The sequence below is a fragment of the Pseudomonas sp. Tav-5-1A genome (assembly GCF_055755055.1).
The window spans coordinates 4153401-4169889 of sequence record NZ_CM146901.1 but is presented as its reverse complement, the minus strand read 5'-3'; the positions used below and the strand labels follow the sequence as shown (position 1 = coordinate 4169889).

19 protein-coding genes and 1 pseudogene are annotated in these 16489 nt (G+C 61.1%); 12 read left to right on the top strand and 8 right to left on the bottom strand.

The genetic code is table 11. The annotated features are described in order from the left end of the window. The first annotated feature begins 167 nt into the window (after nucleotides 1-167). From AC0J42_RS18950 to AC0J42_RS18930, 5 genes and pseudogenes are all read left to right on the top strand, one after another. Nucleotides 168-746, top strand: coding sequence for a hypothetical protein (locus tag AC0J42_RS18950; protein WP_473003064.1), 579 nt, complete (start codon nucleotides 168-170; stop codon nucleotides 744-746). 187 nt (nucleotides 747-933) lie between these two features. Next, nucleotides 934-1269, top strand: a complete 336-nt coding sequence (locus AC0J42_RS18945; RefSeq protein ID WP_416425070.1) for a hypothetical protein — start codon at nucleotides 934-936, stop codon at nucleotides 1267-1269. Nucleotides 1270-1370: 101 nt separating this feature from the next. After that, nucleotides 1371-2147, top strand: a complete 777-nt coding sequence (locus tag AC0J42_RS18940) for a hypothetical protein (protein WP_416425069.1) — start codon at nucleotides 1371-1373, stop codon at nucleotides 2145-2147. Between the two features lie 307 nt (nucleotides 2148-2454). After that, nucleotides 2455-2751 carry a hypothetical protein gene (locus AC0J42_RS18935; RefSeq protein ID WP_473003062.1) on the top strand — a complete coding sequence of 99 codons (297 nt, stop codon included), beginning with the start codon at nucleotides 2455-2457 and terminating at the stop codon, nucleotides 2749-2751. An 81-nt stretch (nucleotides 2752-2832) separates the two neighbouring features. After that, nucleotides 2833-3995 (top strand): annotated as a pseudogene (locus AC0J42_RS18930) (IS3 family transposase). A 3-nt stretch (nucleotides 3996-3998) separates the two neighbouring features. Here the strand turns inward: AC0J42_RS18930 and AC0J42_RS18925 are convergent. Both AC0J42_RS18925 and AC0J42_RS18920 read right to left on the bottom strand, forming a co-directional pair. Next, complete coding sequence (locus AC0J42_RS18925) at nucleotides 3999-4208, bottom strand: hypothetical protein (RefSeq protein WP_473006880.1); 210 nt, start codon at nucleotides 4206-4208, stop codon at nucleotides 3999-4001. Between the two features lie 268 nt (nucleotides 4209-4476). Further along, a complete protein-coding gene (locus AC0J42_RS18920) occupies nucleotides 4477-5130 on the bottom strand; it encodes a hypothetical protein (protein ID WP_473003061.1) in 654 nt (217 codons plus the stop codon). A 290-nt stretch (nucleotides 5131-5420) separates the two neighbouring features. Between AC0J42_RS18920 and AC0J42_RS18915 the strand changes: the two genes are divergently transcribed. Beyond that, nucleotides 5421-6614 (top strand): MFS transporter, encoded by a 1194-nt coding sequence (locus AC0J42_RS18915; protein WP_473003059.1) that lies wholly within the window; start codon nucleotides 5421-5423, stop codon nucleotides 6612-6614. 119 nt (nucleotides 6615-6733) lie between these two features. Here AC0J42_RS18915 and AC0J42_RS18910 read toward each other — a convergent pair whose 3' ends face one another. The 3 genes from AC0J42_RS18910 to AC0J42_RS18900 form a co-directional block, all read right to left on the bottom strand. Further along, nucleotides 6734-7354 (bottom strand): transglycosylase SLT domain-containing protein, encoded by a 621-nt coding sequence (locus AC0J42_RS18910; RefSeq protein ID WP_416425062.1) that lies wholly within the window; start codon nucleotides 7352-7354, stop codon nucleotides 6734-6736. A 108-nt stretch (nucleotides 7355-7462) separates the two neighbouring features. Further along, on the bottom strand, nucleotides 7463-7717 hold the full coding sequence (locus tag AC0J42_RS18905; protein WP_473003057.1) for a DUF3077 domain-containing protein: 255 nt from the start codon (nucleotides 7715-7717) through the stop codon (nucleotides 7463-7465). An 896-nt stretch (nucleotides 7718-8613) separates the two neighbouring features. Further along, on the bottom strand, nucleotides 8614-8919 hold the full coding sequence (locus tag AC0J42_RS18900; protein WP_473003055.1) for a hypothetical protein: 306 nt from the start codon (nucleotides 8917-8919) through the stop codon (nucleotides 8614-8616). Between the two features lie 104 nt (nucleotides 8920-9023). Between AC0J42_RS18900 and AC0J42_RS18895 the strand changes: the two genes are divergently transcribed. Beyond that, on the top strand, nucleotides 9024-9563 hold the full coding sequence (locus AC0J42_RS18895; RefSeq protein ID WP_473003052.1) for a DUF3237 domain-containing protein: 540 nt from the start codon (nucleotides 9024-9026) through the stop codon (nucleotides 9561-9563). 194 nt (nucleotides 9564-9757) lie between these two features. Here the strand turns inward: AC0J42_RS18895 and alaE are convergent, their stop codons facing one another. Next, nucleotides 9758-10219, bottom strand: coding sequence for an L-alanine exporter AlaE (alaE, locus tag AC0J42_RS18890; protein ID WP_473003050.1), 462 nt, complete (start codon nucleotides 10217-10219; stop codon nucleotides 9758-9760). A 144-nt stretch (nucleotides 10220-10363) separates the two neighbouring features. Here alaE and AC0J42_RS18885 point away from each other — a divergent pair, with 144 nt between their 5' ends. The 5 genes from AC0J42_RS18885 to AC0J42_RS18865 all read left to right on the top strand — a co-directional run bounded on the left by AC0J42_RS18885 (nucleotide 10364) and on the right by AC0J42_RS18865 (nucleotide 14898). Beyond that, nucleotides 10364-10990, top strand: coding sequence for a LysE family translocator (locus tag AC0J42_RS18885; protein WP_473003049.1), 627 nt, complete (start codon nucleotides 10364-10366; stop codon nucleotides 10988-10990). A gap of 165 nt (nucleotides 10991-11155) precedes the next feature. Then, nucleotides 11156-11941, top strand: a complete 786-nt coding sequence (locus tag AC0J42_RS18880) for a hypothetical protein (RefSeq protein ID WP_473003047.1) — start codon at nucleotides 11156-11158, stop codon at nucleotides 11939-11941. Between the two features lie 178 nt (nucleotides 11942-12119). Continuing rightward, complete coding sequence (locus AC0J42_RS18875; protein WP_473003045.1) at nucleotides 12120-12602, top strand: MarR family winged helix-turn-helix transcriptional regulator; 483 nt, start codon at nucleotides 12120-12122, stop codon at nucleotides 12600-12602. After that, complete coding sequence (locus tag AC0J42_RS18870; RefSeq protein WP_473003043.1) at nucleotides 12602-13792, top strand: FAD-dependent monooxygenase; 1191 nt, start codon at nucleotides 12602-12604, stop codon at nucleotides 13790-13792. The genes AC0J42_RS18875 and AC0J42_RS18870 overlap by 1 nt, the downstream gene beginning before the upstream one ends. 80 nt (nucleotides 13793-13872) lie before the next feature. Next, the gene (locus tag AC0J42_RS18865; RefSeq protein WP_473003041.1) at nucleotides 13873-14898 is read left to right on the top strand and encodes a hypothetical protein; all 1026 of its coding nucleotides are present in this window, start codon (nucleotides 13873-13875) and stop codon (nucleotides 14896-14898) included. A gap of 58 nt (nucleotides 14899-14956) precedes the next feature. On the opposite strand, the gene AC0J42_RS18860 is transcribed toward AC0J42_RS18865, so the two are convergent. Together AC0J42_RS18860 and AC0J42_RS18855 are read right to left on the bottom strand one after the other, a co-directional pair. Then, nucleotides 14957-15256: a GNAT family N-acetyltransferase gene (locus AC0J42_RS18860; RefSeq protein ID WP_473006879.1), complete on the bottom strand. Its 300-nt coding sequence runs from the start codon at nucleotides 15254-15256 to the stop codon at nucleotides 14957-14959. A 175-nt stretch (nucleotides 15257-15431) separates the two neighbouring features. Continuing rightward, nucleotides 15432-16355, bottom strand: coding sequence for a DMT family transporter (locus tag AC0J42_RS18855; RefSeq protein ID WP_473003039.1), 924 nt, complete (start codon nucleotides 16353-16355; stop codon nucleotides 15432-15434). Between the last annotated feature and the right edge of the window lie 134 nt (nucleotides 16356-16489).

Below are 16489 nucleotides of genomic sequence, written 5' to 3'. Positions count from 1 at the left end.
CTGGCCCGTTTCGATATCTTCTTTCACGGGCGGTGATGGTCGCCTGGCGCCTGTTACGCGCAGCAAGAGCCCATCGTTTTATTCCTCCCAATACCTATGGCAATCCCATTCATGGACAGACCGGTGAGCAGGCAATCGGTCATCGCGTCCATGGCACGAGGAATGTCATGTCTAATTTATCCGCACTTAACGTATTCAAGTCTCTTTCCAAAGCCATTGCCCAGCAGCAGGGCTGGCAACTTTCGGTGGCGCGTAAGCGGCTTTCAATTGGCGCAGGATTCTCCAGCTATCATGAGTTGCAGAGCGTGGCATCAGGAGCTCGAGAGGATGCCCGGCTGCTTCGCTTCACGTTCGGCGTTGAGAAGTTTTCAGACGTTATTTTCCTGCCGGAGGTGGCAAACGCTTTGGAAGAGGAGGTGATCCGCTGGGCCGTTCAGGACGAACTTAACCGCAATACTCCGGAAGTCAGGGTTCACATCTCTAATCTACTCGCCGAAAGGCAGTACGACCCTGATAGAGGTGTACTGATTGCCTCGGCCACTGCCGATCTGACACGCATCGAATCATTTCGCTATGGACAGCAGTTTGAGTGCTTCGATGCAGCCATGACCTTCGATGTGAGGTTTCGAGACTATCGGTGGCAGCTAGTGTCGACATCGATGACCGTTCGCCTGAAGGCTGCAGAGGATGATGGTCTGATTGAGGATTCAATCAATGATTTTCCATCGAGCGAGTTCTGGGATTAGTTTCCTCGATCTCTCGCTTCTGTCACGTTGTTGCCTGCCAGCTCTGATTCAGAAAATGAGCATGATCCAGGTGCGCTTCTGCCTCCCGAATTAGGAGAACGTAGCCGATACATTGATCACAGAGGGCAGGGCACTGCCCACGCTGATATAATTGGGGAAGCAGCTATGCTTCCCCGTCGAGACATTGATGACCCGAGATTTGACAGAAGAAGAAATGCGGCGTGCCTTGTTCGGCACTGCCGCGCCCACTATTCAACCTACGGCACCGCCACCTCCCGAGCCCGCTGTCGACTTAGTCTTCACGAAGCCGGTAGCACCGCCTGCGACCAAGAAAAAGGTGGCCAAAGCCTTCACTCCTAGGCTGCGAGTGACGCTTCGCGTCGGCAATGAGTTTGAAGGCAAAACGTTTGAGCTGATTCACGAAGCCGACACGCTTAGTAAGCTCTTGGCGGAACAAGAAGCGGTGAAGGCGGCGAGGAAGAAATACCGGTATGTAGTAGTCGTTTCAGTCAAATCCATGTAGTCGAATATTCAAAAATGCTCAGATCCCTCTCAAATTGGCTGTCAGCCAAGCTTTGGCCATCGCTCCCACTCTGCTATCACTTCTACCGGCTAGGTATTGGTGTGGCACTTCTAGCCACATTCAAGGTGGTCATTTTTCACGAAAAGACAGAATCTCCATTTCTGCTCTATCTAGGTTGCGGACTCATCTGTGCTGGATTTTGTCTGTGGCTCGCAAAGTTCGTCGCATGGGTTGTGCGCCACGAGTTCAGTCGCACAGTGATGACCTTTGTGCACGCTGGCGTGCTGCTCGCGGCCTACGTGGCGGCACGATGGGTCGTTGCGCTGGCCACCGGGCTCCCGTCCAAAGATTTCGATGGGACGATCGCTGTGTCGGCCGTCGTCTGTGCGTTGTTACTGTATGTATTGCTGTTGAGCGTCGTCTGTTTCGCTATCGCATTGGGGTGTGTGGCCGCTGTGTCGGTCTCGGAATCCGCATGGCTCGCATCAAGAATTCCAGGTGCCAAGCTAATCCGTGGTTGGATGGAGGAGCGGATGGGAGTTCTTTTCTTAGGCCAGCCAGGCTCTGCGGTAGCCAACATGTCCCTTCGATTCATGGCCCATTTTGTCGCCGGGATCTTGGTCACTGGTTTTGTCGGGCAAGGCCTGCAGATCGCCATGAATGTCACCATCAACGACACCCAGTTAATGAAGCACCTTGCCTACTACGTGGATTACCAGGTTGCCGATCGCTACCCTGGTGTTGAGGAAGGCCAGAGGTTTGTGCTCCACGATAACAATGTGATTTCGCTAGCCCGGTTGGAGAATGGAAAGGTAGAAATCGCCGTTGGCGTGATTGAGCCTCTGGCCGGGGTAACTCACCTATCGGCTTACCGCTGATCCGAATAGGGTTACTGAGGATGCTGGCTCAGTTATAGCAACTATAAGCTTTCGAGGTTTTCAAGAAAGCGGCGGTGGTTTCGGAGGGTACGTACCGTTGCGCAACGTCGATCTAGTGCGTGCCGCTGCGCGGACGGCTGTCGTTAACCAAGCCGCGGTGCGTCTTGGCCCTAGCGGGCTTCCATCCTCACGTCTGCGCGCTCCGCTTGCATTTGCGGGAAGTGAGTCTTCAAGCCGGTGAGTGCAAGCCTCGATTGCCCGAAGCCGGACGGCTGGGGAGGGCGCAATGACATCCTCAGGTTGGCTCATGCTGCCGATGAGCGGACTATTTACTCCAAAAGTGCAGACTAAAATTCTTCGTAATGCAAAGGAGGATGCCGCCATGGATGACTCAATTCGGGAGTACCGCAGCCTGCTGATCGCCCAGCACCCCGATCTCCGCGATACACTGGATATTATCTCCGATGACGAGCTGCAGATGCAGATGCAGAGCTTGTTCCGCCTTGCACAAAGTTTAGGCAAGGCGAACTCGAATATTTCCAAGGATAAGGCGATGCTCATAAGCGAGGCCGCTCTGCAACTGCAGCCTCAAACGTTGCACTGAACCAGATGGGACGTGGCCGTGGTGGTCTAATGAAACCGGACACCCATTTAGGCGAGAATGCTCGCCACAGAGAGGTGTCTGATGACCAAGCAACGTCGTACCTTTACCCCTGAGTTCAAGCGCGAGGCTGCGTGCCTGGTGCTCGATCAAGGCTACAGCCATACCGAGGCAGCCCGTTCGCTTGGGCTGGTTGAGTCGGCCTTGCGTCGTTGGGTGAACCAGCTCCAGCAAGAACGTGGCGGTGTCACCCCGACCAGCAAGGCGTTAACACCTGAGCAGCAAAAAATCCAAGAATTGGAAGCCCGAATCAATCGTCTGGAACGGGAAAAATCGATCCTAAAAAAGGCTACCGCGCTCTTGATGGCCGAGGAACACGAGCGCTCGCGTTAGTCGATCGGCTTCGCTCCGAGGAGCCGGTTGATCTATTGTGCTCGGTATTTGAAGTCACCCGATCTTGCTACTACGCATACCTTCGAAAACGCCGATCCCCTGATGCCGAACGGGTGATTTTGCGCAGCCGCGTCAACGAACTGTTTACCCAAAGCCGAAGCGCTGCGGGTAGTCGAAGCATCATGCTGATGATGAAAGAGGACGGCATGCAAATCGGGCGATTCAAGGTACGTAAGTTGATGCGCGAGATGAACCTGATCAGCAAACAACCGGGCTCCCATGCCTACAAAAAGGCCACCGTGGAGCGACCCGATATCCCGAACGTACTTGATCGAGAGTTCAGCGTGGCATCCCCCAACAAGGTCTGGTGCGGTGACATTACGTACGTCTGGGCCGAAGGTCGATGGCACTATCTGGCAGCGGTGATCGATCTTTGTGCCCGCCGTGTTGTAGGTTGGGCGTTCTCAGCCAAGCCTGATGCCGACCTGGTAATCAGGGCATTGGATATGGCCTATGAGCAGCGTGGCCGGCCTCAGAATGTGCTGTTTCACAGCGACCAGGGCAGCCAATACGGCAGCCGGAGTTTCTGACAGAGACTATGGAGATACCGCTTCACGCAGAGCATGAGTCGGCGCGGCAACTGCCACGACAACGCGCCGATGGAGCGGCTATTTCGCAGCCTGAAGACTGAATGGATACCGCCGGTGGGCTACATGAGCGCTGTGCTGGCACAGCAAGATATCAGTCGGTTTTTGATGGAGCAGTACAACTGGCGGCGACCGCATCAATTCAACGAAGGGCTACCGCCTGCAGCCGCAGAGGAAAAACTCAATTCAGTCTCCGGAATCAGTTGACAACTACAGTTTTTCAGGATTTCGGACAGAACCTAAGGCCCAATGGGCCAATCCCTCCTCGCCAAAAGCCTGCAACCCCAAGTCAGCACTCTGCACCAGCACCTGCAGCGCATGGCGCGACGCCTCAGTCCCCAGTTGGGCAAGGGCGTACGCACATTTGCGCTGACACTGCGCTGCAACACCCCAACCCGTCAGGTAGGCAGCCGGGTGCAAGGCTAGTCGCAGCAGCGCCTCGCTGGCCCGTGGGTCTGCAAGCAATCCAACCCCTGTGCAATGTCTTCATGGAGCTGATGCCAAGGCTCACCCAGTAGTTCGATGAGCGCCGTGGCGGGAAGCTCGTCTAGTGCCTCGTGCAAGGCGCGGGTGTCCCGAGCCTGGTTGAGGGTGGCGATTTCATGAGCGTGCCTGAAGATTCCGTATGGTATGGAAGAGGTGGGTGATATCGATCATCACGCTATTGCGAATCCTGTAAAAAGGCCGCTTACCACACTTTCCACCAAGCCTTGCGCGCCACCGGCTGATCATGCAACCGCAAATACCACACACGCGGTTCAAGCGAATTGTCCCAAGGGCAAATTCCGACATACTCCATCAATGCCTCATATCCCAGGCGACTCGCCAGCCCATGTTCCGGCACTTCCACCTCGCGATCGCCCAGGTAGTAGATCTTCTGCCGCTCATCCTCGGGGCAATCATCTTCCTCAAGGTAAAACTCGGCTGACGCCCAGCGCGCTTCAAACGGTTTCAACGGCCCGAATTGCTGGGCTGGGTTATCGAGATTCTGTAGCCGTGACCGCGTCAGCACGCCGTTCTCTATGAGCGCGTAGCCGTAGGTGCCTCCAGATTCGTACTGGCAAAACGGGACGATCATTGCAGGCGAGCCAAGGCTTCGATGCAAGTCGCGGGTGAGGGCGTGCGGCTGTTCCAGAAGCGGCATGGCCAGCGCTGCACTGCTGATCACCCAGGTATCGCCGTATTGCTCCACAACCACCTCGTCAGCTGCTTCGGCGTCAAAGCGCGGAGGGCGTTGGGGCAGTACTTCAACGCGCTTGTTGAATACCCGGGCAACGACCTGCTCAGGGTTGAAGTCTGCCTGCGGACGACGGAATGCGATTGTAGCTTGGGAAACGCCCACTCTTGTATCCTTACAGATGGTTTGTTGAAAGTTCTACGGACGGTGTGTCGGCCCGGTTGTGGTGGGCTGGAGTGTTTTTCAATGAAAGAAAATTCATTGAAGGTTCGACCTGGTGGCTTGCAGCGGCGATAGCAGTGCAGCACGCGGCAGATCGCCACGCCCGTTGAACCGCACCGCAATTGTTTGATACCGTTACCCCAGACATTGCGCTACCCAGCGCTCTGCGTAAGCGTTAACGTCAACCAACGCACACCCGGGACAGATCCGTCCCCTCGTTGTGCGTGGTTGCCATGGCTACTTCTTCGCCAGCCGTTCGTGCTGGAACCTCTCTTTTTACCTCCTCGTTGCTGATCGGCATCCTGCTGATCGCTGCAAACCTGCGTGCGCCCATCACATCCCTTGGCCCTGTGCTCGAGCAGGTGCAACAGCACTTCGCCCTTAGCGCCGCCGCCGCTGGCTTGCTGAACGCCTTGCCCTTGCTGATGTTTGCGTCTGCCTCGCCGTTGGCCCCCTGGCTCACGCGTCGCTTCGGGCTGGAGCAGGCGCTGTTCGGTGCGCTTTGCCTGATCGCCGCTGGCTGCCTTATTCGCTCCAGCGGCACGCTCACTGGGCTTTGGGCTGGCACGCTGCTGATCGGTGCCGGCATTGCCACGGCCAACGTGCTGGTGGTGCCACTGGTCAAGCGCGACTTCCCGGCCCAGGCCGCGTTGTGTGTCGGCCTGTATGCCGCGACCATGGCGTTGATGGCGGCACTGGCCAGCGGCGTGTCAGCGCAGTTGTCCGCGTTGACGGGCTACACCTGGAAGCTGTCCCTGGGGCTGTGGTTTGCGTTGGCGCTGGTGGCCATCCTGTGCTGGTTGCCCCACCTGCGTCAGGCCCGCAGCGGTGCCAGCGCCGTGGCACCGCCGCCGCCCAAGTCGGTGTGGGGCAGTGCCATTGCCTGGCAGGTGTCGATGTTCATGGCTCTGCAGACGGTGACCTTCTACACGCTGATTGACTGGTATCCCGCCATGGCCGCCTCGGTGGGTATTGGCCCCTCCGAATCGGGTGCGCACCTCTTTGCCTATCAGGCCGTGGCGGTGCTGGCCAACCTGTCGACTGCCGTTGCCATCAAGCGCCTGCAGGACCAGCGGCTGCTGGGGCTGATCTGCTCGCTGGCGATCGTGGTGGGCATGGCGGGCTTGCTGTGGGTGCCGTCCTTGGCGTTGGTCTGGCTGGTGTTCGCCGGGGTTGGGGCTGGGATGTCGATGGTCACCTGCTTGACTCTGTTCGGCCTGCGGGTGCGTGACCATCACCAGGCCAGCGCGCTGTCGGCCATGGCGCAATGCGTGGGGTATGGGTTGGGGGCGGCGGGGCCGTTCCTGGCGGGGTGGCTGCATAGTGTTTACGGGAGCTGGCAGGTGTCGTTGTGGATGCTGTTGGCGGCGGCTTGCCTGCAGATCTTTTTTGCGGTGATGGCGGGGCGTCGGCGGTTCATCGAGTAGCTCCCCAAGGGACGTAGCAGCTGCCGCAGGCTGCGTCCGCCCCAACGCGGTATAGCTGGAGAAAACGCGGCGCTTGTGGACGCGGCCTGGCGGCCGCTGCTACGCAGGGAATCAGCGCCTCACAACCAATGCCACAACCGGCTCCAGAACCCCCGGTCCAGATCAGCCTTGCACCCCGCATACTGCTGCGCGTACATCTGCGAGCGCGCCTGCACCTTGCCCGCCACCGCCGGCAGCCACGCCTTGCTGGCGTAGGTGCGCTGCCGGTAGCCGCCCCAGCCCTCGTGGTAGTTCAGGTACTGGTCATAGGCGTCCCACTTGGACACGCCGTTGATGGTGTAGGTCTTGTCCATGTACCAGCCGACGAAATCGATGGCGTCGTCGAAGTCCTTGCGGCTGGCGCCGCTGTGGCCGGTGCTTTTGCGGTAGTCGTTCCAGCCTTCGTCCTTGGCCTGGGCGTAGCCGGCGGCGGTGGTCACGCGGCCCCAGGGGATCACCCACAACAGGTATTTGCGCGGCGCCTTGGCGTCCTGATGGAAGGCCGATTCCTGGTACATGATGGCGAACGGCACCTGGATCGGCACGCCCCAGCGCTGCTGGGTGGCCTTGGCGGCGTCGTACCAGCTGTCCTTTTCGCGGAAGATGCCGCAGATGTCATCCGGGGTGCGGGGCGGGGAAACGCTGCATGCGGCCAGGAAAGAGGTGAGTAATAAAAGTCCTGCGGCTTTGCCAGTGCTCATTGGGCATCCGTTCGATACGCGTAAAAAGCGCCGATTTTACCCCCGCAGGGTCGGTGATGGCGATATAGCAGCGCCGCCGCTGCCGCCAGGCCGCGGCGACGCAGCGGGCTACCTGACGGCGATCAGCGCATCGACCAGGCCCTTGGCGCCTTCGATGTGGTGCAGCGCCGACCACGCCAGGCCTTTTTCAACGCCGTCGCCGTCGGTGAGCTCGTAGGCCGAGTCGTACGCGCAGCGCAGCAAATGCGCCAGGTGGCACAGCGTGTCTTCCAGGCTGATGCCCGGGTTCACGCTGAAGAAGGGTTGCTGCTGGGAGTCGCGCATACCGAAGGGCAGGGCGGTGGTTTCTAGAAAGTCGCTCATGATCAAATTCCCTGTGAATAAATCCTTGTGGTCGCCCGGCCGGGAGGTGGGGCGGTGCGGTGATGGGGGGATTTGTTGCAGGGTGGATCGGGGGTGGGTTTGACCATGATGTAGCTCCTGTTGGATTAACGGAGCTGCCAGTCAATGTGACCAAACAAAGGGGTGGCAGCTATACGAGGGTTGGTCAACCGGGGCAACAGGATCCCGGCGCATCCGAGGATGCCCCGCGCACAGCTGCCATAAAGCATCGTGCCGGCCCAGAAAGGGCTGGCACGAAATGGCGACGCTTTGCGTCTGTTGACCGTCGGGTGACCAAACCCGGCCGCTATCAGTCAGCGGCAAAGGGGAGGTTAGTTACCGAGGGGAACAGGCGCAAGCGTGAAAATGTAAGCTAATTATTCGATTATCGCAGGAGTTGTAGGATTTTTCCTAGGATTTTTCCGATAGCGTTTGTTGCCAAAAATGTGCTACTGAAGTGCTGTCACATTCTCGTAGCCGGTGCCGGCTGGCTGCACGGGGTTTCAGACGCGCTGGGGAGTTCCGGTGTACCTACCCGTCAGCGCAGTCTGGCGGCAGTGGTTGCGGAAAAGATTACTTGGCGGCGCTCATGCCATCGACCAAGTCAGTAGCTCGGAATGGGTGCCAGCCCCCGCACCCATCAAATGGGTGGCAGCCATGCGAGGGTTGGTCAACCGGGACACCAGGAACCCGGCGCATCCGGAGATGCCCCGCGCACAGCTGCCATAAGACACTGTGTTTGCAACAAGACGAGCCCGAACACGGCAGGCTCGTTGCCCACTATCCCAGAATTTGCAGGCGGGTTCCTAGGCACTTGCTTAGGGCTTTTGTTTCCGGAAACGTACGCGTGACATTTTCTTCAAACCGTCGCCGTTCTCCTAAAAACCCTGCGGCCAACGCTTGAACGCACGCCGCCCGCGCAGCACCACCCAGGCCAACGCCAGGCCTGCGCCGCCCCCCGCAACGCACAGCGCACCTTCGCCGAGCAGGTACCACGTAAAGCGCCACGGCTGTTGGTTGAACACCAGGTGTTCCTTGATCTTGTGCGGACGGAAACCCGTCACGGCATCGAATTGCCCCAGGGTCAGTCCGTCCATTAGCGAAAGCGCCGCCACCCAGCAGCTGGCCAGGCAGAACAGGGCACCGAGAAAACAGTAAAAGCGCAGGCGGTATCCAGGGATCACGGCAACTCCATGTGTGCGGTCAAGGGGTGGTTCGGTCGCGCGTCTTGCGCTTTAATGGTTAATAAAGTTATCTAATATAAAAAGAAGAGAGCTCGCCCTACACCATGAACCTACGCAAACAACTGCCCATCCTGGCCATGACGGCCTGCGCCAGCATAACCCAAGCCGCCACCTACGACCCACCACCGCTCAAGCTGGAACCGCTGGCGCGTTTCAGCGTTGATCTGGTGGCGCCCATCTGGGAGCTGGGCGCTACCAGCGGCCAGGGCAACCGGCGCATCATCCCCATCACCGGCGGCCACTTCGAAGGCCCGCGGCTCAAGGGCACCATTCTCGACAACGGCGCGGACTGGCAGGTGGTCACGCCCGACGGCGTGGCCGTTATCGACACCCGCTACCTGCTGCAGACCGACGACGGCGCCTTGATTTACCTGCGCACCGAGGGCTACCGGTTCGGGCCGGCCGAGGTGATGAAAAAGGTCGCGGCTGGGGAGGACGTTGACCCGGGCCAGTACCAGTTTCGGATTACGCTGAGGTTCGAGACGTCGGCGCCACGGTACGCGTGGCTCAACCGCACGATCGGGGTGGGCAGCGCCATGCGGCTGGGCAATGCGGTGGTCTACGACGCGTTCGAACTGAAATAGCTTTCAAATGATTAATTGCATTAATTGATTAGGGCGTGCCGGCAACTGTCTTGAAATGGCACCGTCTGCATCGCGATCTTCGGGGTATCCCCAATCGCGTAGCAGCTGCCGAAGGCTGCGTCCTTGCGCCACCGGGGTTTGTCTGGACAACCGCGGTGCCTGGGGACGCGGCCTTTGGCCGCTGCTACAGGGGGTCAGCTGTTGAGCGACATGGGGCGGTCGCCGCCCGGTGGCAAGCCGAATAGCTTGCGCACGGCGTTAAGGAAGGCGCCGTAGGGGCGCCCCAGCAACAACATCATCAACGCCGCGCCAAGCGTGCCGCGCACCACGCCGCCCGCCGAGGCGCCACTGGTGGCAATGATTGCGGCGTAGATAGGCACCTGGAAACTGACCAGGGCAAGGCTGTCCCACAGCACCTTGGACGCACGGCCCGGGCCGGCACGGGTCATCAACCGGTCGCGCCACAGGCCGTAAGGCCGCGCGACGGGCACCATCAGGGCCGCGCCCAGTAGCCGCGCGTGCAGCACTTGTTCCCACGTCATGCCGGCAATGAAGCGTTCATTGATGATGCCGGTGGTGGTGAAGAACAGGATCAAGGCCGTGGTGTCCGCAAGGAACGCAGCCTTGCGTGCGGTTCGCTGGGGAGGTCGAGGCACAGGGGGCTCCTGGAATATCGCATTTCAAATAATGACCCCGCCAACGCACCTGCGGTTCGCCAAGGCAGACCCGGCCCCGGCAGGTTGCTTTCGCTTTTCGGATCAGGATTACTGGAGACTTCTCCTGCCCTGAGGTGGTCCGCGATGTTCGACCTGGCTTCCATCGTGACGTATGTCGCTGTCGTCATTGGCCTGTTCCTGATCCCCGGCCCCGCCGTGTTGCTGGTGCTGACCCGCACCCTGCAAGGCGGGCGCCCCGTGGGCATGGCCACGGGGCTGGGCATCGCCGCAGGCGACCTGATACACACTTTGAGCGCTGCGCTGGGCCTGTCGGCCATCCTCATGACCTCGGCGCTGGCGTTCACCGTCGTCAAAGTGGCCGGCGCCTGCTACCTGATCTACCTGGGCGTTATCGCCTTCTTCGCCAAGGCAAGTGCCACGCGGGTCACCCAACTGCCCACTGTCTCGCCCGGCCAGGCCTTCGCCCAGGCGGTGGGGGCGGAAGTGTTGAACCCGAAAACCGCGATCTTCTTCCTGGCGTTCCTGCCCCAGTTCGTTCACCCAGCCTCGGGCTCTTCGCTGGCGCAGTTTGCGGTGCTTGGCTTGATCTTCTCGGGGCTCAGCGCGCTGTATACCAGCCTGCTCGTACTGGCCATTCGTCCGTTGAGCCGCTGGGCCAAGGGGCTCGCCAGGCTGCGGCAGTGGGAGGGCAAATTCATTGGCACGGTGTTTATTGCGTTGGGGGTGAAGGTTGCGTTCCAGCAGCGTTAGGTGGTGCCGCCCCCGCAAATAATTCCCCATGGCTTCACTGCGGCGGGTGCCAACCAGGTCCTCAAGTTGGCACCCAGGCGGCCGAGAATATTTCATGCCTGACACAAAGTGCCTACTGTTGTGTCGACAATGAAAATAACTCCGTCGCCTCGACAGGGAAGCCGCATGATCATCCACAACAACTCGTCCAACACCGCCGCGGCCGCCTACGCCAGCCAGGCCACGCGCAGCACCAGCGCTTCCAGCGCCACCGCACAAGCCACCGCCAGCAGCGCCCAGCACGCCGGCAACGCCGGCAACGCCGTGAGCCTGTCCGGCACCTCGGCCGACTACAGCCACGCCATCGCCAGTTATTCCGCCTATTTTCCCGCGCGCGCGGGCATGGCGGCCGACGCCCTGGCCCTGGGCGTCTCCCAGCCTGGCGCGGTATCCAGCTCCAAGGGCCTGAGTTTTGCCGACGTGGCCACCGACGCCCGCAAGCGCCTGGACGAGAAGTACGCGCTGATGACCAAAAGCGGCAAGCCCTACGACGGCACTGACACCGACCGCAACTCGGCGATGGGCGACCTCGACCGCCGCTCGCTGTACGCAGTGGCGACCAACAAGGACGGGCACTTCACTAGCCAGGAGCAAACCGCAGCCAAGGCGCTGATGACGCAGCAGGGGCGTTTGGCCACGGGGTATTACAGCGGCCCGGCCGACCAGGCGAAAAACTTCACCGACCCTTACGCGAAGGACCCGGTGGGCCGCGCCAAGGCGGCGCTGGCGTTCCTGGACAATGTGAGCGTGGAGGAAAAGTCGGCCTCCGGTTGGCTGGTGCAGCACCAAACGTTGAGCCAGGCCCTGACGCAGGCGGGCAGCGCCGCCGGCGGCTCGACGGCGACTACGGGGAAGGGGCATTTCCACAACCTGGCGGAGATATTGGCAGGCACCGATACCTCCGGAAGCTAACCACGTAGCAGCTGCCGCAGGCGGCGTCCTGCAACCACGGTGCGCCAGGTGAAACGCGCCGGCTGCTGACGCGGCCTGGTGGCCGCTGCTACAGGCATGGTAACTAGCTAAGCAAGCTAGTTATGTGTTAGCTTGGCTTCATCGCAGCCGCGCCCCTTGCCCACCGGACACCCCGCGCATGAAGCCATCCCCAGCCCAAGACCCCCATACCCTGCAGATCGCCAACGACCCCCTGGGCCAACAGCTGCAGCAGATAGCCATCCTCACCCGCGCCGCCGCCGGTAACCTGGCGGCCACCCTGGGCATCAACCAGACCGACATGGCCGCCCTCGAACACCTGATCACCGACGGGCCCTTGCCGCCCACCGAACTTGCCGCGCGGCTGGCGGTGACCACCGCCGGCATCACCCAGGTCATCGACCGGCTGGTGCGGGCCGGGCACGTGGTGCGCCAGCGCCAGCTCGATGACAAACGCCGGGTGCTGGTGTGCCCGGTGCCGGCGTCGGTGGCGCTGGCCTATCAACATATCTCGCCCATGCTCACGGGCTTGAGCAGCGTGCTGCATGGCCTCGACAGCGGTGACCGCCGCGTGATCGAAGCCTTTCTGGGGCAGGTGATCGGCGTCTATCGCAGCAGCCTGCCACGCGCCCACCACGCCTGATGAAAACACAAAAGATTCTGGTGACCGGCGCAAGCATTGCCGGGCCAACCCTGGCGTACTGGCTGGCGCGCCAGGGCATGGACGTGACCGTGGTGGAGCGGGCGCCTGCCTTCCGCGATGGCGGGCAGACCATTGACGTGCGCGGCGCCGGCCGCACGGTGGTGCAGCGCATGGGGCTGGAGGCGCAGGTGCGGGCGCACACCACCGCAGAGCAGGGCATCGCCTTCGTTGACCGCGCCAACCACACCCAGGCGTTCATCGGCGTAGGCGCGTTTGACGGCAAGGGCCCGATAGCCGAGCTGGAAATCCTGCGCGGCGAACTCGCCAAGCTGTTGATCCAGCACAGCCAGGATCAGGTCACCTATCGTTTTGGCGACAGCATTGAACGGCTGGTGGATGACGGCGAGCAGGTGCACGTGCGTTTTGCCCAAGGCGCGGAACAAGCCTACGACCTGGTGATCGTGGCCGAGGGTATCGGTTCGACCACGCGCAACCAGGTGTTTGGCGACGAGGTCACGCGCCGCTCCCTGGACCTGTATACGGCCTATTTCACCGTGCCGTGGCAGCCCAGCGATGGCCAGGCGATGCGCTGGTACAACCTGCCGGGCGGCCGCTGCGTGTGCCTGCGCCCGGACAACCTCGGCACCACGCGCGCCTTCCTGTCCTTCCAGCAGCCGCCCAGTGGCTACGAGAAACTCGCCCAGGCCGAGCAGAAAGCCTTGCTCAGGCAATTGTTCGCCGGCGCCGGCTGGGAGACGCCGCGCGTGCTGGCTGCACTGGACGATGCGCCCGACCTTTACCTGGAAGCCGTGGGCCAGGTGAAACTGCCCCGCTGGAGCAAAGGCCGCGTCGCGCTGGTGGGCGACGCTGCCTATTGCGCGTCGCCCATCAGTGGCATGGGCACCAGCCTGGGCCTGAGCGGCGCCTATGTGCTGGCCGGCGAGCTGGGGCGTCACGCCGACCACGCCCAGGCGTTCGCGGCGTATGAAACCTTGATGCGGCCTTACGTGGCGCAGGCGCAAAGCGTGCCCACATTCGCCCCCCGGCTGGCCTCGCCGCATTCGCGGGCGGGCATCGCGGTGGGGCATGCGCTGTTGCGGTTGGCGACCTTGCCGGGGTTCAAGGGCGTTTTCGGCAAGCTCCTGTCGCCGAAGGCGGATGCCATCGAGTTGCCGAACTACGAACCTTAAGTGCGCAATGGCGGTTCGTCCTGGGCCTTTCATCGCTTGGCTATGCTGTGTGTCTACTCGTCATGCAAGGAAGCGCCGGGATGCCAGCGCAGGTTCGATCGACATTGCCGTTCAGGCCTTATCTCTGGATAAGCATCGCCCTGTTCTTTCCCGCGCTTGCCTTGCCGGCTTACTACCAAGGCACCAAGGTCGTCTACGGTGTCGAAACGGCCGCACTAGGGTGGCTCGGGTTTATCGACGGGCACTTCTCCTGGTTCGCCAACCCTCTTTACCTCGGGGCTGTGCTGCTGTCTCTCGCCAACCCGCACCGCGCATTACGCTGGGCGGTGGTGGCGTTGGTCCTGGCCTGCACGTTCATGTTCCGCAGCGGCATTATCTATGACGAAGCTCACGGGGACGGGGCGATATCCGGCCTGGGTTGGGGTTACTTCTGTTGGCTGATGGCGATGCTGTTCGCCGTCCTAAAGCTAGTACGGCCTTCCTGGCCTGGTTACCTGAAGCCGGGCTGGCTGGAGGTGGCTGTGCTGGCGGCTGCGTTGCTGGCGTTTAACTTCTATTGGTTCCATCACCCCACGGGCTATTGGCAACAAAAGTCGAAGCTGGAGCACTTCATGGCCATCAACTGTGGTGAAGCAAAACAGATGATCGAGCATACGCTGCCAGAAGTGAGGCTGTTGTACATGCCTGAAGCAAACTCTTCGTTGTCGAGTTATCTACTTACTCACACAGACCTTCAGGAAATTCAGACGCAACGCACGTCGCGCCCAGGCGTGAAAGTACTCCGTGGGCCAGACGTTCATGAAGCAGAAAAACTGGACAGCCCGACGGCCAGGTATCAATACGACGTCAACACCCAGTTCCCTGTTGCCGCCAGCGGTGCGTGGGCTTCGCGTGCGCGGATAGTCGACCGAGAGACGGGGGAAGAGGTCGCGTCGAGTACTTCGTATGGTTACCTGCCCATCGGCGGTAGCGCCGAAGTGGCCTGTGGAGAGCCAGCGGGGCCCCCGTTCATCGTCAAGGTGCTGTCGCTCAGGTTACTCACTGAGCAAGAGACTACCGAGCGCGTGATGAACGCTCGCAAGGCTGTCAGAGCACCCGCCCTCTGAAGGGAAATGTTCTGCCACGGGCTATTGGGGCGGCTGTGACGCGGCCTGGCGGCCGCTGCTACGCAGAGCGTGTGGGCTCAAGCACACAGTGATGAGTCGCCTGTTCATCCACCACCGCCTGAAAGCCGCAGGCACTATAGAAGGCTGCGCCGCTGGAGGAATCGGTGGACAGGCGCACCTCGCGGAAGTGTCGAGCGGCATGGGCAACCAGCTGCTCGACCAGGCGCCTGCCCAGGTTCCGGCCCCTGAACGCCCGGGCAACGAACACCCGACGCAGCCTGCCGACGCCATGCGCTGCGAATGGGTCTTGGGTAAGACCGCCAATCGCTATCAGCTGGCCCTCCATAAAACCCGCCATGAGGCATTCGCCGGTGCGGTTGAAGCGATTGGCGCCGGACTGCCATTCGGCAACCAGGCGCGTGAGAAACCTGAAGCCCTCGGCGATGGCCTCTTTTTCCAAAACCGCGATGTTCTCGGGCAGTGCTGTTATGGAATGTATTGCTGGCTGATTCATTTGATGCCCTCCGTGAACGTCAGTTGACCCGCTTGAGCCGCAATCCCACCCCCACCCCCAGCAACGCCAGCCCACCACCCACCGCATGATAGGCATGCAACTGCTCGCCCAATACCCCACACGCCACCACGGCCACTAACACCGGTACCAGGTTCAGGTACAACGACGCCTTCGGCGCCCCCAAGTGGCGAACCCCCTTCATCCAGAAAAACGGTGCGCCGATCGACGCGGCGATACCCGCGTACAAAATCAGCGGTGCGTTGCCGGCGGTTATTGGTGAGATAGGGCTCATCAGCCAGACCGGCAACGTCACCAGCACGCCGAAGCCGACCTGCACCTGCAGTTGCTGCCAGGTTGAAAGGGGCAACGCCCAGCGCTTAAGCAGCAGGCCGTACAACGCATTGGCGAAGAGGGCGACCAGCATCAGGCCATCGCCCGGCGTGAGGTTTTGCTGGAACAGGCGCATGGGGTGCCCCTGGCTGGTCAACCAGAACAGCCCCGCCAGCGATATCAGCGCCCCGGCAAGTGTGCGTGCCGGTACGGCCTCGCGTGCGATGGCGCAGGCCAGCAGCGCTGACATCAGCGGCGCCAGCGAGACCAGCACGCCCATGTTGATTGCCGAGGTGGTCAGTGCTGCCTGGTACGCCAGCCCTTGATAGACCGCCATGCCGAGCACGCCCAACACCATCAGCTTGGGCCAGTGCCGGGCCACCACCTGGCGGTTGCGCCACACGCCTTTGCCGGCAAACAGGCTGAGCAGCGCAAACGCCAGCAGCCAGCGGTAGAACACAATCGAGGCTGGCTGAATGGCCACTGCGGCGGCCTTGGTGACGATGGTGTTGCCGGACCAGAGGACCACGGCGCACAGCGGTGCAAGTGAGGAGGTCAAGAGCGCCGCGATGGGCGCTTGGCGTGATACGGGGAGGCTGCGCGAGTCAGGCATGGCGGGCACCTTGTCAGGAATGAGTTCGGTGGATTTTTGCGGCACCTCTTGATTAAATAAATTGCAACGATAGCAACCTATGCATGCGCCATTTGCAGCAGATGCCTGGCGATACCTGTCTTAAGGTGCAGATC